This window comes from Pseudomonas sp. FSL W5-0203 (genome assembly GCF_001896155.1).
In the GTDB taxonomy this organism is placed as follows: domain Bacteria; phylum Pseudomonadota; class Gammaproteobacteria; order Pseudomonadales; family Pseudomonadaceae; genus Aquipseudomonas; species Aquipseudomonas paracarnis.
In genome coordinates this window covers 44,553-59,390 of the sequence record NZ_MPOR01000033.1, presented here as the reverse complement: position 1 = coordinate 59,390, position 14,838 = coordinate 44,553, and the positions used below count along the sequence as shown (strand labels likewise).

General features: G+C 55.1%; 18 protein-coding genes. 11 read left to right on the top strand and 7 right to left on the bottom strand.

Annotation, left to right across the window (positions count from 1 at the left end):
* Positions 1-178: 178 nt before the first annotated feature.
* Entirely contained in the window at positions 179-421 is a 243-nt protein-coding gene (locus tag BOP96_RS23015; protein ID WP_057700787.1) for a hypothetical protein, read from the bottom strand.
* 28 nt (positions 422-449) lie between these two features.
* Positions 450-992, bottom strand: a complete 543-nt coding sequence (locus BOP96_RS23010; RefSeq protein WP_058410961.1) for a GNAT family N-acetyltransferase — start codon at positions 990-992, stop codon at positions 450-452.
* 160 nt (positions 993-1,152) lie between these two features.
* Between BOP96_RS23010 and BOP96_RS23005 the strand changes: the two genes are divergently transcribed.
* Positions 1,153-1,386, top strand: a complete 234-nt coding sequence (locus BOP96_RS23005) for a hypothetical protein (RefSeq protein WP_003192651.1) — start codon at positions 1,153-1,155, stop codon at positions 1,384-1,386.
* A 6-nt stretch (positions 1,387-1,392) separates the two neighbouring features.
* Here BOP96_RS23005 and BOP96_RS23000 read toward each other — a convergent pair whose 3' ends face one another.
* The gene (locus BOP96_RS23000; RefSeq protein WP_058410962.1) at positions 1,393-1,887 is read right to left on the bottom strand and encodes a GNAT family N-acetyltransferase; all 495 of its coding nucleotides are present in this window, start codon (positions 1,885-1,887) and stop codon (positions 1,393-1,395) included.
* Between the two features lie 119 nt (positions 1,888-2,006).
* Between BOP96_RS23000 and BOP96_RS22995 the strand changes: the two genes are divergently transcribed.
* From BOP96_RS22995 to BOP96_RS30180, 3 genes are all read left to right on the top strand, one after another.
* On the top strand, positions 2,007-2,522 hold the full coding sequence (locus tag BOP96_RS22995) for a GNAT family N-acetyltransferase (RefSeq protein WP_058410963.1): 516 nt from the start codon (positions 2,007-2,009) through the stop codon (positions 2,520-2,522).
* A gap of 242 nt (positions 2,523-2,764) precedes the next feature.
* Positions 2,765-3,121, top strand: a complete 357-nt coding sequence (locus tag BOP96_RS22990) for a hypothetical protein (protein ID WP_003192646.1) — start codon at positions 2,765-2,767, stop codon at positions 3,119-3,121.
* A 159-nt stretch (positions 3,122-3,280) separates the two neighbouring features.
* Positions 3,281-3,565, top strand: coding sequence for a hypothetical protein (locus tag BOP96_RS30180; RefSeq protein ID WP_032900782.1), 285 nt, complete (start codon positions 3,281-3,283; stop codon positions 3,563-3,565).
* Between the two features lie 802 nt (positions 3,566-4,367).
* On the opposite strand, the gene BOP96_RS22975 is transcribed toward BOP96_RS30180, so the two are convergent.
* Positions 4,368-4,976: an RBBP9/YdeN family alpha/beta hydrolase gene (locus BOP96_RS22975; RefSeq protein WP_073454122.1), complete on the bottom strand. Its 609-nt coding sequence runs from the start codon at positions 4,974-4,976 to the stop codon at positions 4,368-4,370.
* An 837-nt stretch (positions 4,977-5,813) separates the two neighbouring features.
* On the bottom strand, positions 5,814-6,452 hold the full coding sequence (locus tag BOP96_RS22970; RefSeq protein WP_003192639.1) for a TetR/AcrR family transcriptional regulator: 639 nt from the start codon (positions 6,450-6,452) through the stop codon (positions 5,814-5,816).
* A 116-nt stretch (positions 6,453-6,568) separates the two neighbouring features.
* Between BOP96_RS22970 and BOP96_RS22965 the strand changes: the two genes are divergently transcribed.
* From BOP96_RS22965 to BOP96_RS22955, 3 genes are all read left to right on the top strand, one after another.
* Entirely contained in the window at positions 6,569-8,119 is a 1,551-nt protein-coding gene (locus BOP96_RS22965; protein ID WP_060767752.1) for an MFS transporter, read from the top strand.
* Positions 8,120-8,199: 80 nt separating this feature from the next.
* The gene (locus tag BOP96_RS22960; RefSeq protein ID WP_003192635.1) at positions 8,200-8,802 is read left to right on the top strand and encodes a hypothetical protein; all 603 of its coding nucleotides are present in this window, start codon (positions 8,200-8,202) and stop codon (positions 8,800-8,802) included.
* Between the two features lie 29 nt (positions 8,803-8,831).
* Complete coding sequence (locus tag BOP96_RS22955) at positions 8,832-9,140, top strand: hypothetical protein (RefSeq protein ID WP_073454119.1); 309 nt, start codon at positions 8,832-8,834, stop codon at positions 9,138-9,140.
* A 402-nt stretch (positions 9,141-9,542) separates the two neighbouring features.
* Here the strand turns inward: BOP96_RS22955 and BOP96_RS22950 are convergent, their stop codons facing one another.
* Positions 9,543-10,118, bottom strand: coding sequence for a hypothetical protein (locus tag BOP96_RS22950; RefSeq protein ID WP_003192617.1), 576 nt, complete (start codon positions 10,116-10,118; stop codon positions 9,543-9,545).
* 268 nt (positions 10,119-10,386) lie between these two features.
* The gene (locus tag BOP96_RS22945; protein WP_072433770.1) at positions 10,387-10,620 is read right to left on the bottom strand and encodes a DUF6124 family protein; all 234 of its coding nucleotides are present in this window, start codon (positions 10,618-10,620) and stop codon (positions 10,387-10,389) included.
* Positions 10,621-11,133: 513 nt separating this feature from the next.
* Here BOP96_RS22945 and BOP96_RS22940 point away from each other — a divergent pair.
* The 4 genes from BOP96_RS22940 to BOP96_RS22925 all read left to right on the top strand — a co-directional run bounded on the left by BOP96_RS22940 (position 11,134) and on the right by BOP96_RS22925 (position 14,774).
* Positions 11,134-11,736, top strand: a complete 603-nt coding sequence (locus BOP96_RS22940) for a hypothetical protein (protein ID WP_073454117.1) — start codon at positions 11,134-11,136, stop codon at positions 11,734-11,736.
* Between the two features lie 63 nt (positions 11,737-11,799).
* A complete protein-coding gene (locus tag BOP96_RS22935; protein WP_058410026.1) occupies positions 11,800-12,321 on the top strand; it encodes a DUF2846 domain-containing protein in 522 nt (173 codons plus the stop codon).
* A 192-nt stretch (positions 12,322-12,513) separates the two neighbouring features.
* Positions 12,514-13,077 (top strand): nucleotidyltransferase family protein, encoded by a 564-nt coding sequence (locus BOP96_RS22930; RefSeq protein WP_073454115.1) that lies wholly within the window; start codon positions 12,514-12,516, stop codon positions 13,075-13,077.
* Positions 13,078-13,241: 164 nt separating this feature from the next.
* Positions 13,242-14,774 (top strand): hypothetical protein, encoded by a 1,533-nt coding sequence (locus tag BOP96_RS22925; protein ID WP_073454114.1) that lies wholly within the window; start codon positions 13,242-13,244, stop codon positions 14,772-14,774.
* Positions 14,775-14,838 lie beyond the last annotated feature (64 nt).

Below are 14,838 nucleotides of genomic sequence, written 5' to 3'. Positions count from 1 at the left end.
ACCCGGCGTCCTGCCGGGTTACCCACGAATTCAAGCCTGCGTTCGGCCAGCGTGGTTTAACGGGGCGCCTGAGATCAAAAGCAGATCAAGATCAAGATCAACAGCGGCTCGCTTCGCATCGTGGTTACCGTTGAGCGCTACAGAGTTGTGTAGATACCTATGCTGATCAGAGCGGGCGCTATTGAAGCGAAGGACGCAACCGTTGCCACTCATTCCAGCAATCCTCGGCAACGATATCCGGGTAACCCCGTTCTTGTTCCATCGCCAACGCGGTGGAGAAGGTTACCGCAATGCAAGTGGCCTGGTCGCGGATATTGCACACTTCGACTTCGCTGAGAGGTGCGCCTTTTTTCGATTCGGCGGCGGTCAGCACGGCGGCCAGGGCGGGTACGAAAACCAGGCAGAGGGGCTCGGTAGACATCAGCTTTTTCCTGAGTGGGGTGGGGCGCTTATTGTTCAGGGTTGATCAACGATCTCAACGTATGGTCCTCCCAAACGCCAGCGATTTTCAGATAGGCCCGCGCATGTCCTTCCTTCTCAAACCCCAGCGACTCCAGAATTCGTTCACTTCGCACATTACGGGGCAAATGATTGGCCATGATCCGGTGAAGACCCAACTGCTCAAAGCAATGACGGTTAGTGACCTGAAGTGTTCTTTTCATCAGGCCACGGCCCTGGGCAGATTCCGCCAACGAAAAGCCGAGATGACAGGCCTGAAAAACGCCCCTCACAATGTTCGTGTAGTTACACCGCGCTAGAACCTCTCCGCTCTCGGGTTCAAGCAAGAGGAAACATAGAGCGTTGCCAGCCTGCATATTGTTGACCTGCTGCTCGACCCTGGCCTTGGCGTTGCCCGTGGTGAAGTATTCCTCGTCCCTGAGCGGCTCCCAGGGTTGCAGATGCTTGCGATTGACGCGTTCGTAACGGCTGATCCGCTCGAAATCGTCACATGCCAATGGCCGAAGGCAGTAGCCCTCAACGCAATACTCCATCAACCCCTCCAGATTTACCAATGGCCCCATCTCACTGCGTAGCCGCAAAGAATAGCGCCGCTGCGCGTAAAGCGACCCCTTTCATGGCAAACAGGTCTACCATGCCAGCCCCGGCAGTGGTTTCACTCGCTCCCGAACTCCATTTTTCAAGGTAGCGATAATGTCCATCGACCAGATCTCCCTCCCCAAAGGCGTCGGCCCCCACGCCGCCAAGCTGCTTGACGCTATTACTGGCGCCTCCACCCATGAAGAACTCAACCGTGCTGGCGGTAAAGCCGAGGGTTTTGTGCTGGGTTTGGAGGCCACCAAGGCGATCAAAAGCCAAATCGCAGAGTCGCTGTATGTGGCGTATGACGACGCGGCGAGCAATCGGGCTGGTGAACTGAAGGGCTAGTACCAGTCAGCCCATGGTTCCGGAATGAGCGCCAATCGCTGGAATAGGCTGACGAACATAATAATTGTCGAATTCACTGCTTTCGATGAACTGGAAGCCATGGCGTGTATAAAAGCGATTTGAAGCGCTTTCTTTGAGAGCCCCCACTTTAATGGGAAGCGCAGCCGCATCCGCCTCTTTGAAAATCTGAGAGAGAACAGCAGACCCTACCCCTGACCCTTGCGCGCTCGGCCTTACATACAAGTGGTCGAGCAAGAGTTCATTGGGGTGATGTTTGACCACTACGAAACCCACCCTCTCTCCAGACGCCTCGATATAGCGTGTGTCGCGAGCTTCAAAGCCGCCAACAAACCGCTCCCGCGCACGGGCTGGATCAAATCGCCCAACACGCTCCAGACTATCGCGCATGGCCTCGATTCGAATGGCTACCAGATTATCCAAGTCGCTTTGTTGAACTGGGGCCAAAGTGATGGGGGAATTTTGATTGGGTGCGACGGGCATATTGGGTGCTCTAGCTACCATCCTGGGGGCTCAGTATAGAGAGCCTGATACTGATGACGCGACCCGCATGATATGTTCACGGCATACATGGAGTAACGGCCCCCAGGAAGGAAATGGCCATGCCAGTGGACACCCACGCAATCCGCATTCTCTCGCAACGCCTGAGCATCGAGCCCTTCTGCGAGCAAGACGCTGTTGAGTCTTTCGCTTGTATCACACCGTCTTTGACTCGCTACATGTCCTGGGAACCGCCTGCCTCGCTGGAAGAGTACGCGCAAGTCTGGGGGCGGTGGCTGCCTGCGATAGCGGATGGCAGCGACATCGTGTTCACGGTCAGGGAGTTGGTAGGTGCTCGTTTTACTGGCTTGGTCGGGCTGCACCATACCGCCAGTGAAACACCGGAGTTGGGGATCTGGATCCGTGAAGATAAACATGGGTTGGGCTTTGGGGGGGAAGCGGTGCGGGCGGTTGTTCAATGGGCTAGCCAGTGGGTGGCAGCAAAGCACTTCATTTACCCTGTTGCGATGCAGAACCGTGCGAGTCGACGTATTGCTGAAGCTCTGGGGGGAGTCGTCATCGAAAGGCGGACGGCGGAAAAATATGATTCGGTTGTGTATCAGATACCGGGGGGTTAGCTCTGGGCATCGGGTTTGCGATTGCTGGCCTGCACGAACGGCAGAAATCGGCCAAAAGCGGTCATTCATCCAAGTACCGTTTTCGGCCAAAAGCTGACGTCACCCAAGCCGCTTCCGCTAACGTCGGACGGTCAGCCTGGGTGGCCGCGCTAACAAATGGTTATATGATCTGCCTACTAAATGAGAGCCGATTCAGGCCTATGCTTCTTCAACAACCACCTGTATGAAAAGAGCACGGCACGATGATAAATGATTCAGATTTGGCCGAAATGATTCCTTCCGCGCTAACAGGTGTAACTGTCGGGATCGGTTCGCAGATCCTGCTTTTTGGCGATATGGCTAGCGTGTTAATTCAGTGCCCATTCGCTTGTGATATCAATAGGGTATGCAAGTGGGGGCATGGTGAAGATGCTGCCACAAGCCCTTTACTTTTCGACTTTCTAAACCACGATGTAGAAGCTTTTTCAATTGATAGTTTTGGGGTTTTCACCATCACCTTCAGTACGCAAATGATCTTGCAAATCCATCCTGAGAAAAATGGATTGGAGTCTTATGTCGTGAGTACGCGGCACGATATATTTCCCATCTTGGTGTGGTAGCCAGGAACGCGATGGCTATACGACGCGAGCCCCGGCCTCCGCTCTGACTCTGGTTGCTGACGCCTGTGGGTCGTCAGCTGCCGGTAGAGATAGGCTGCAACCGACCCTGTGCTGTCGCTTGTACCCCATGCACCACTTGAGCAGTGAAGGAGTCCCTATATGAAAAAGCCCCCCTTGTACCTCTTTGCCAAGGTGCGGTGCATTTGTGAGTATCGCCCCAGTGTTACGGCTATCGTGCTGTTTGGTCTCGAGGTTGAGGGTGAGGACGAACCACCGGTTTATATGGAGATTCGCTTCATTGATTACACCAGCCAGCAGATTGAAGGGGACCATCTGATGCTTTCGCTGGAGGAGGCACTTGAGTACGCTCAAGCTGATTACGGTATCCACCAGACTGATTGGCGTGCGATGAACCAAGAGGAAATTGATCGGATTACATGGTAGCTAGAGCAGCTACCGGGCCTGTTCCTGACTCGGCGTTAAAAGACGAGTGAGAACCGCAACTGATCAAGAGGAGCCCCTTCCGATGATCGCTCGCAAGACGTTGCAGCCCTCAAGGCCTCAGAAGGAATCCGTTTCGGACATTGTAGAGTTCGGTAATTTGACTGCTCGCCTGCCGCTATGAGTCGAATGCCAGATCGCAGCTCGACGTTGCACTTAAAGCTGTCAAGGTTGCCTAATGCCCTAGGCAGCGTCCGATCCGAAACTGCCATTGCGTCTTTTACACGCCGAGACCAGAACGGCTTGGGCTTGGATTCGTTCGAACCTTTCGTGGATGGTTCAGTGCAGAATTTGCGCGATGGTTTGCGCGACAAAAGCCGACCATGCAAAGAGATTCTCCGACGCTTGTTCGCTCTCGCTGAGCCAGTACGTCCTGGCACCCATAAAATATCCCCTGACATTGATCCGTAAGTGGCAGCCATCGGCTAGGCGTGAATCACACGCCCTTCAGTTAACATCGATGCCAGGATAAAGATCCGCAGGTGGGTGGTAATCGGGATCTTCAAAACGACTATTGTTGTAATGCATTTTGGCAGTAGGCCCCTCGCCTTCGTACGTCACCTCAGAATTGGGAGTCAGATGCCATCCGGTCCCATCTTTGTCGCGTTCGATCAGCGACGGATACAACGTACATGTCCCGCCCGAACCGGATGTCAGCATGAATTGGTAATAGCGTCCGGCTTGGAGCGTGAACTTCGCCGAGACATAGTAGTAACGAGTGCGTGTCCCGTGGATACGCCAGCGGCTAAATCTGTGTCTCGTGCCCAAGAAGCCTCGCAATAACCGTACATATTTCTGGAAACTGTATAAATCCCTCGCGGTCGAGAAAATGTCCCCCACCACTAACGACTTCTTGCTCGGCTTTGAGGTTGCGGGACAGTTCGATAGATGCTGCCGGCTCAACAATTGAATCGTTGTCGGAAAACAGCGAGATGATTTTCTGTGTACGACGGCAAACTTCCGCGTGGTCCAGCGGTGCATCTGTGAAGGCGTGTAGCTCTGGCAACGTAGACACCGTTCTATCGAAGCCGGAGACCAGCAAGACTCCGCCAGTTAGGGTGTGTGCGGGTAAGGACAACAAGTGCCGTAGAGCAGCGATGCATCCAAGACTATGCCCTATGAGGATCGTGTTTGTGTCAGCTGCTGGCAGTGATTGCTGCAACGCCAATGCCCATTTTATTGGATCAGGATTGAACGAATCAGGCATAGCTGGAATGCTAACTTGCGCGCCTTGCTCCCGTAGCACCTCCGCCAACCAAGGAAACCAGTTCACATTGGGCGAGGCAGTATAACCATGCACAATTACAACGTGTTTACCGTCATAGCGGTTCGATGTTCTGTTGGCTGCATGCATATTGGGTATCAGAGATCAGCGGATTGATCGGTCGCAGATACTACACTTTCTGCTTTCGGCCGGCGAGGATGTCACAGCTGATAAATTGAGCGATCTGGATGATTCCCTGCAACGCGTGTCGTGGTATGCGTCCAATCGCGGCCATCGGCAATGCGGTTGTAATCTAGGGCTGATGGCAATTCGTGGCCGTCAATGACCACGACTCGTGCTGGTCACTCCGTTGAAAATGGCTGGTCAAATGCGATGCAAACGAGTGGTCAAGTGAGGGCCAATTTCGCATGAGTGACACAAGGCCTGATTTCGGCAAACTCGCCCTGCCGCAAGAAGCGATGCAGTCGTGTTTTTTGCGGCACAGGCGGCAATGGCAATGGATCACTGATTTGGATGTGGCGGATGGCTCCTAGGTGACGTCTGCGCATAAGCAGCTTCCTTGGTATACCGTTGTCGTACGCTTTTCCGATCATGCGAAAATGTCAGCGTAACCGTCCACTTAAGTCAGTCGACCTACCTGTAAAGATCCTAACAAACCAAACCGTCGAGGGCGTGGGTGGCTCACAATCACACTGCGATTTATCGGGCTGGCGAGTTGGAGGGCTGATGGGGTTTTCGCGAGCAAGCTCGCGCCTACAGGCGTGAGATGTCGGGGGGACGTATGCATAGCGCCAGGTGAGCGCCTTTCCAGCCAGGCAAGCCTGAGCATTTCATGTGCCCCGGTCGGTTACGAGGCACATGGTAGCTCCCTTCAGCCACCGATATCCTGAGGCAACGCCAAGTAGAACGATAAGGCACCAAAATATACTGGCGAGCGTCTGCTTCTGGCCGAAGCACCGCCTCCGATCAGGCTTGTTTGACGCCGTTGGGTAACATCAGCAGGCAAGCATCAGCAACGGCATGGGCAAACGGGGCGAAGTCCTCGGTATTAGCGGCGATGATGTTATCAGTCGCGCCATGGACGCCCGCATAAATGAGCAATGCCACAACGTTCGGATGTTCTGGCGCCCAATTGCCGGCCAGCTTGCCCCCTTCAATAATCGCAAGCAATTGCTCGAGAATAGCGTTCTTCGAGCCGTTGGCACGATCATGATGGTGGTGGTTCACGTAGACGATATCGTGGATACGATATGTCTTGACGTAGGTTTCGATGTTGGCGTGAATCCAGGCGCGAAGACGCTCTTCCCAGTCATCGGCAGCGCAGCGCGCCATTGCATTGTCCAGGCTGAGCATGAAGCGCTCGGTATAGCGCACGGCCAGAGCGTCAAGCATTTCGTTCTTGGAAGAAAAGTAGTGATAAAACGTGCCCTTGGCCACTTGAGCTGACTCAACGATCTCGTTGATCGTGGTGGCCTCGACCCCCTGAGCTAGAAAAAGCTTCTCGGCTGCCGCCATCAGTTCATCCAGACGTACTTCGGCGGGTTTGGTCCGGGGCTTGGGAGCACGTTCTGTCGCCGGAGCTTTTACGGGGGCTTTGGTTTTCATCGTCTCGTTTCAAACAATTCGTCAAAGGAAATCAGTGTAAAGGAGGGAACCAATCGAGGTGGGAAAAAGTTGGAATGATCCATTGACCGACGGTCAGTCGGCAAATATCATGAGGCATGAACATTGATCGCTCCGCCTCAGATAACCCGGTCACCCGCCGCTTTCCCCGCGTAGCGGCGCTATGTGCAGCCTACCTCGGCACGTTTCTCGCTACGCTGGATATCAGCGTCGTGAACGTGGCACTACCGACACTGCAAGACGCGTTGCAAACGGATATTTCCGGTCTTCAATGGGTCGTCAATGCATACACGATCTGTTTGTCAGCCTTCATGCTGTCTTCGGGGCCAATCGCCGATCGTTATGGGCATAAGCGGGCCTGGCTGGCAGGTGTAGGGGTGTTTACTGTCGGCTCAGCAGTTTGCGCTATGGCATCCAACCTGGATTTACTGCTGTTCGGGAGGGCGGTGCAGGGAGTCGCCGGTGCGCTTCTGATCCCGGGTGCCCTGCCAATTCTCAGCCATGCATTTCCAGACGCTGAAGAGCGTGCTCACGTCATTGGTGGCTGGTCGGCGTTCAGCGCATTGGCGCTTATCCTGGGGCCATTGCTGGGTGGCTTGTTGCTCCATGGCATAGGTTGGCAGAGTATTTTTGTTATCAACCTGCCTCTTGGGATGATTGCCATAGGCCTGGGCATCTGGGGGATCAGGGAGCACAAACAGCAAGCGCGCACAGCGCTGGATCCGGCAGGGCAAGTGCTCAGCGTCGTGTGTCTTGCCAGCCTGACTTATGGGCTCATCAGTATCGGCCAGCCGGGCTTGAACTCTTTGATACCCATAGCGGCGCTGGCAGTTGCCCTGGTGGTGTTTATTTTGTTTATGTTTGTAGAGCGGTGTGTAGATCGACCGTTATTGCCACTTTCGCTGTTTCGCAGGCGTTCGTTTGCCGTGGTCAACCTGGCCTCTTTTACCCTGGGTTTTTCGTACTACAGCTGCCTGTTCTTCTTCTCGATCTATTTACAGACGATTCAAGGCTTGTCAGTGGTTGAAACGGGTTGGCGAATGATGCCGCAGTTTCTGGTCACCGGCTGCGTGTCGATTTTGTACGGGCGCTTGAGCGCAGTGATGACATCGCGAAGACTTCTGGTGGCCGGTTATGGCGTGACGGCGCTGGCGATGTCTACCATGGTGACCTTCACAGCACATACCCCTTATTGGATTGTGGGCACCCTGTTCGGGCTTCTGGGGCTCGGAGCCGGTCTCGCAGTACCTGCCACCAGCATGGCGGTTATGACCGCCGCACCGATTGATCGTATGGGGGTGGCCTCTACCACGATGAACGCGTTGCGTCAGATGGGCATGACAATCGGCGTCGCCTTTTTGGGCACGCTCATGAGCAGCGAGGCGTCACGAGTGCTAGCTGCCGCGCTGCGTGATCAAGGGGTAGCCAAAGCGCCTGAGATTGCGCGGTATGTGATTGCTCATGGTGTGGCATCAAGTGACTCGCTGATTGTTTCTACACTTTTTGTTCCCGCGATGGAGCACGGGTTTCATGTGGCAATGATGGTTTCCGGGCTCGCCTGTGCACTGGTGGCCCTGATGCTGTTAATCACCTCTTTTGAGGCCGACACCTTGCCATCGCCCCCACCGAAACACACAGATGGCGGCTGACTTTGCTTCAGAGTGGAGCCAGCCTTGAAATTCACCTGCAGTTCTGTGGTCTGTACAACAATCCCGTAAAGGACTGTTTTATGTCTATTCGCCGTACCCTCTGTTTCCTGACGCTGCCGTTGTTCGCAGGTTGTCAGTATTTGCCCCACACCAACTACTTCACCGCGCCCGAAAACGAGCCCAATCCTGCCTGGGTACGTATCGTCGACTACACGCAACATGCCGAAGTTTACCAATACGAAAACGGTAAACGTTCGGGCGGCGCTGTTCGCACCGGCCTCCTGCCGTTCACCCATACACAAGACGTGGGCATGCCCAAGGCAGGGCAAGACCTCACATGGGACTATTACGAAACGCGGATCCGACCCGGTATCGAAACGCAGGTGGATCTTTTCTGGGAGGGGTCACGCACTCGCTCCTGCCACATCTCGACGAAGTTTACTCCCCAAGCCGGACTCTATTACCAGTTCAGGCTAACATCCGGCTCATCAGGCAGCTGTAGGGTGTACGCATCGCTGATTGAGCGCGACACAGAAGGAAACGGTTGGCATCTCACGCCGAATCCGCAGGTGACCTACAACGGTGATGGACCGACGGCCCAAACCTATTACCAGAACAGTAGGTTTGAGGACCCCGATTATCATCCACCTGAAGCTCTGTATCCGGGGATGGACATTTACTAGACAGGTGCACGACTACAAGGAATCGTTAATTGGCTAGCGCGAAATACTTCCGAACGCTCGGCGAGCGAGCCTCAGAAGATGTGTTCGCATGGGCGGCATTTGTCGCGCAAACAGAATTCCAGTGGAAAGACACAGCGTCAGTCCAGGACGCCGTCGCCTGGCAGCGTATTTGGTTCGAGCTGGAAATACTCAACTGGCTTGCATTGGCGCAGTGGGAGGATGAGGGAAAGCCTATTAACTGGTCGAGCCGCTGGAATACCGACTATCGACAAGAAGCGGCGGCCCTGGCGAATGAATTGCTGGAGCTTTTGTGCGATGCAGAATCATCTGGAGGCTGAACCATCACGCTGGTCTCACGCAAAGTGCCCAGAAGTCGGATTGCGGCGAACAACGACCCGACGGTCAGCTCAATAGGCATCTAAACCGCTCTTCAGGGAGTTTCTCTGCAAAAATCGCGTCGGCTTTCAGCAGCACACCCTCAAATATGCCAGCTTATCCATCCCCATCCGCGCGCTTGTGCAATAGAGCATTTTATAAACCGTTCACACCGTATTGTTCCTCACTGCGTTGATGCTCTTTTGGCTGATACTGCGCGTAGAGGTTGTAGAGTGATCACGGGATGACTGCTTCTGGCCGATTGCTGCCCTTCGTTGAGGGCGGGTTAGCGTCGGATGCTCTCCTTTGCCTCGTAGCATTCGATCACCGCCCAACTCAGTTTGTGACGGTGATCGTCGCAATCGTTATTCCTTCTCCAGCTCTGCAATACCTCTCACCGGATAGATCACTTCATGGGTGTCCAGATTTCGAATCTCGGATTCGATAGTAATGGTCGAGACCTGACGCCCCGGGGGCCCATTGATGTCGTCGCGGGTGGTGAAGTCCACGACATATCGCTGGCCTGCGCGGAATTCCACATCGCGAGCACCGAAGCCGCACTTGGCGCCACCGGTACCCAAGGCATTCATCGATACCCAACACCAGCTCAAGGAGTGTTTGCCTGGGGTCAAGCGCAGTGCCTGCTTGCCGGAAACGTCAAGGATTGAGCGCCGCCCGGAACCCTCTAGTAGTTGGTCGTCCACATGCGTGGCCAGCAGCAATCGATGGAATTTTACTCCCAATCCGCGAAAACGGGTGGTGGCGAAATACACCACTGGCGCATTGGCCGCGTTATTGGACAGGTCATATGGCGTCATCAACTCCGGTGCCCAATCGCCTTGGTAATCCTTGTAGTGGTAGTTGGAACAAGCGGTTGTGAGACCGGCAATCAGCAGAACAGCTGGGAGTTTGAGATACGACAGAAATGACGACGAGCGCATTATTCTTCCTTGTTTAACGAGTTGGTTAGGATACCGCATCGCGAAGCCAGCTAGTACTTGAGCGGATTAGGAAACTCATCGCCCATCAGTTTCGAGCCAGCGAAAGTACAAGCGCACTTTTAAAGCAGTCGTCGCTCTCGTCATCGCAGAGGGCTTTGTGCTGAGGCTGAATCCACCAAAGCCATCAAGCGCCAAATCGTCGAGTCGTTGTATGTGGCTTACAACGACGCGACGAGATCATCGATCTAATGAATTGAAGAGCTGATCATCAGCCAGGGCAGGGCGCTTCGCGGTCAAGGAGTCTGGCGGTGAGGAGTACGCCCAGTTCGCTCAGTTGGTGGATCGCCAGGGCGATGTCGCGGTGTTTGCCGTTGAGGTCTTCGGACAGGTCGAGCAGCAGGGTGCTGACGCTGGTGAAGGTTTCGTAGCTGTTGGTGATGAGGGTTTCGTTGCTGGTGTTGGGGGCGACGGTGAAGAGCGTTGTTGAATCTGCTTTTGGCATGAGTAGACATCCTGAGTGATGCCACCACCTTTCCGCTACTAAACAGTGGGTGGCAGCTGTACGCAGGTTAGTAGACCGGTGGATATCTAAAGCCGGCGCGCCCGAAGACGCCCTACGCACAGCCACCATCAAGCACAGACGCACTGTCTGATTGATGAAACTCATGCACTAATAGATACCCAAGCTCAGGCTACTAAACCCGAATCACTGAACAATTCAGCGACCGAGCCACCTTAGAGACGGCCACCCCAGCGCACAAGCCGGCGGATTCTGACGCAGGCGTAGGCAATGGAGCAAGGTGCGGCAGGGGAATCGGATTTTGCCTTCAGGCGCTGCGTGATCGTTTGGGTTTTTCGCGAGCAAGCTCGCTCCTACAGTAGTGGGTTGTTATCAAGGTGCGGGTAGCTGGACAATAGATGCCGACGAGCCAGCAACGAAGCACCAGATGTGCGAACGTTTGGTTCGTTCGGGTGGGCTCTACGAACTGCAAGATTACTGATCGGAAAAAAACCAATGCTAGGGAAAGTCAGCAGTAAACATCTCGTCTGGGGCGCAGTCGCACTTTGCGCGACCCTTCTCTCCGGCTGCGCGACGTCACGCTACGACGGCAAGCACGCACCGGACCCAAGTAAGGCGATCATCGTGGGTTCGGTTGGTGAGAGCTTTCCGATGATGCAGCCCCATGGGCTGGTGGTTGAGATCAAGCAACAGGGAGCCCCGGGCACCGTATTACTGCTGACGACGCTGGGCAATGAAGATGATCAGCCATCCCCCTCTGTGCTGGGCCATTACTTCATGTATGAAGTGCCACCGGGTGAGTATGAGTACACGCAGTGGCATTACGTGTATTACGCGGGTAAGTCGATGCCGCGCCCGGTGCCTGCGGTTTTCTCGGTGAAGGCCGGGGAAACTCTCTATATCGGTGATCTGCGCGTCGATGCCCTGCGCTTTTGCCTGTCAAACGTGAACAATGCCGATGACACGGTGCAGGCGCTCAAGCGCAAGTACCCGATGCTCAAGGACCGGAACATCGTGAATCTGACGCCGAAGAGCGGTTTTGTGCCTTGGCCGAGTTCTGATGCCACTGACTTCGGTAAAGGGTTGTGCACGATTTGAAGTCGGTACCGGTGACAGTCATCGACCCCGACGCCCACTGATCCCCGTTCAAGGAATTCATGCATGAAGCGCTCTACGCTACTCTGGGTCGGCCTGTTCGCAGCCCTGGCCTCACTGACCGGTTGCATCAGCGGTCCGGACCTCAAAGGCCAACCGTTCTTCACGTCACCGGCTGAACCTCGTGCGGATGAGGCCACGGTTTACTTTTATCGCACGGCGGCGAGCATCGGTGGCGGGGTCGCCCCGACTATTCAGGTCGATGGCCGCACCGTCGGCAGCTTGCCTTCCGGTAGTTTTTTCAAGGCCGGCATTCCCGCCGGCAAGCACAGCGTTGCCTCCACCTCGCCACCGATCATCAGCGGTATGGTTAACCAGCGTTTCGATATCACCGTCGAGAATGGCAAGGTGTATTACATCGCCGATCAACTCAGCACCTCTGACTACAAGGATGGGCAGACCTTGGGCGAAGTCGACGGCCGTCGTTTCAGCGGAACAATGTTTTACTCGCGCTACGCGCTTGTGCCTGCCGAGGAAGCGCTGCGTTCTATCAAGTGGTGCCAGGAGCTGCCGGCAACCGCACGGTAACCCCCCGCCCCACTTCATCAACATCCAACTCGCCGAGTCGTTTTACGTGGATTAGGAAGACGCGGCGAGTGGCCGAGCTATTGTGTGAAGGGATAATCATCAGCCAGGGCAGGGCGCTTGGCGGGCAAGCTTGCTCCTACAGGAGTGCCATATTCAGGTGTTATGGTTGGCGCTGACGATGGAGGACTGAACATGACATTGACTGTCGACACCTTGCTCGAATTGGCCATGGCCAATCCTATCAACGCGCAAATCACTGCGCGCCTGCCGGAGCTTGGTGTCCAGCAGTGCATGCTCACGGCGGGCTGTTTGTTCCAGGCGGTGTGGAACCATCAGGCGAATCTGCCGGCGGCTCAGGGCGTGAAGGACTACGACGTTTTTTACTTTGACGAGGACCTGTCCTACGAGGCGGAAGACGCGGTAATTCGTGCGGCGCAGGTGCTATTCCAAGACCTGGGGGTGAATGTGGAGGTCAGGAATCAGGCGCGGGTGCACCTTTGGTATGGTCAGCGGTTTGGCCGGCCTTACCCGCAGTTGCATTCGGCTCGGCAGGGGGTTGACCGTTACCTGGTGGCGGGTACGTGCATTGCGCTGGATATTGCCTCGGGCGAGGTGTATGCGCCATATGGTTTGGAGGACGTGGAGCAGGGGGTGTTGCGTATCAACCCTTTGCATCCGGAGCCGGCGCTGTTTTTGCACAAGGCCAGGAGTTATCAGGCGCGTTGGCCGTGGCTCAAGATTGTCGAGCCGGGCTGAGCCCCAATGCCGGCCAGTTAAGACGCAGCGCGGAAAAGGGGACGGGGAGTAATACAGGTATCATATAGTGGCTCTGTGCTACCTTTATTGAGGGCTGCACCTTGCCTTTGATGAAGCTGACTTACTCCCTCCTTCTACCCGCGATCTTGGAACGGTGACACGCAATGGATGCAAGCATTCAGCCGATTGAACTTTACGGCCACACCCTTGAGACACCGCAAAGCAAGCTTGATACAAACCAGGTCAGGCAAGCATTCTCGACGATTGCCGCGACGTGGTCGCAGAAAATCAATGCGGGCTTTTACGATCTGTTTTCCAACCTGGATAGCCTCTACGAAGGCGGCGATGATCTAGCAGATAAGATCCGCCTCCAGGCAATAGGCCAAAGTATCAAGCTCACCGTGGCCCACGGGATCTACGATATCGACGAAGAGCGCTTCTACGACGCGTTCATGCAGCGCTACGACTCATGGGATGAAGATTTCGGCGTATTGGCCGAGCAATACGAAGCCATTGTCGAGCGTTCAGCCGAGGTGGATGCGCATCGCACCAATCGTCGCCGTGGTCGTCGCCAATGGGTAGGCTATGGTTCAGAGAAGGCGGTATACGATGCCGACGCCAAAAACCTGATGTCCAATATTGGTCATGGGGTATTCAACCTGATGGCCAAAGGGGTCAGCGCACTCGGCGATTCGTTTAAGAAAGACGAGATTTTCAAGCGCCCGGCAACGGTCAAGGCGTTCGCAGACGGTGCCAGCAATATCGTTAATGCGGCCTACCTTGCGACCCTCGATGCCATCAATGCCGATTCGCCCGGTAAGTTGCACAGCTATTCAAAGGACGAGATCAGAAAGTCCCAGGCGATTACCGAGAATATTGAAAAAGGCCTGATCCCCGACGAGGCCGTGTTGCCGTCGGCGGTCAAGGCGATCAGCGCTTATCCCTACAACGAGCGTATCTATCCGATCCTGCTACGAAAGTTTGGGGGTGATCAAGGGCGACTCGATGGTGTTGTGGAGTACTTCGGTATGGGCGGCCTGCTCAAGGAAAAGCAAGCTCTGATCCAGGAGCAATTGCGCAAGTGCGACCTCAGCACTGTGGAAAGTTTCAGCGCCAGTCGCCCGGACATCGAGCGCTATGCGCAATTTATCAATTATGAACGTTTCGATGAACACTGTGAGCGAGTGATCGAGAAAATCGTGGCGCGCGAGACGCAGGCAAGCGCGCTATCGGTTGTTACACCTGTACTACCAGGCTCAGCGAAACGCGGCGGCTGCGGGTTGACCGTGGCGACTGCCGCCCAAGGTTTCAGGTCCAACGCCGATCACAAGTTCTATGTGGCGCCGGACTTGCCGACGAAGAAGGTCCTGACCTTCGAATCCAAGAACGCGTTGAACATTGCCAAGGGCGAGGTGGTGTTCTTCTTCGACGAAACAGTGTTCGGCTCTGGCGACAAGGGCGTACTGGTTGATCTTGAGTACGTATACGTGCGCCTGCAATTCAAGGAGTCGCACCGCGTGGCACTTGCCGATATTGCCGACGTGACCATCAGCGGTCTAATGAATAAAAAGCTGACGATGGCCAAGCGTGACGGAACCAATGTGGATGTGGTGCTGACCCAAAGCAACAAAGGCGCGACCAGCCTAAGCGAAGCCATCCTCGGACTGGTGCGGTTGAGCAAGGCGGCGGTGAACTGATCTACCACGCCAATAATCTTTTGGGGCCTGGTTCTTTCCGACCTATGAGGTAGCGGCTGTGTGC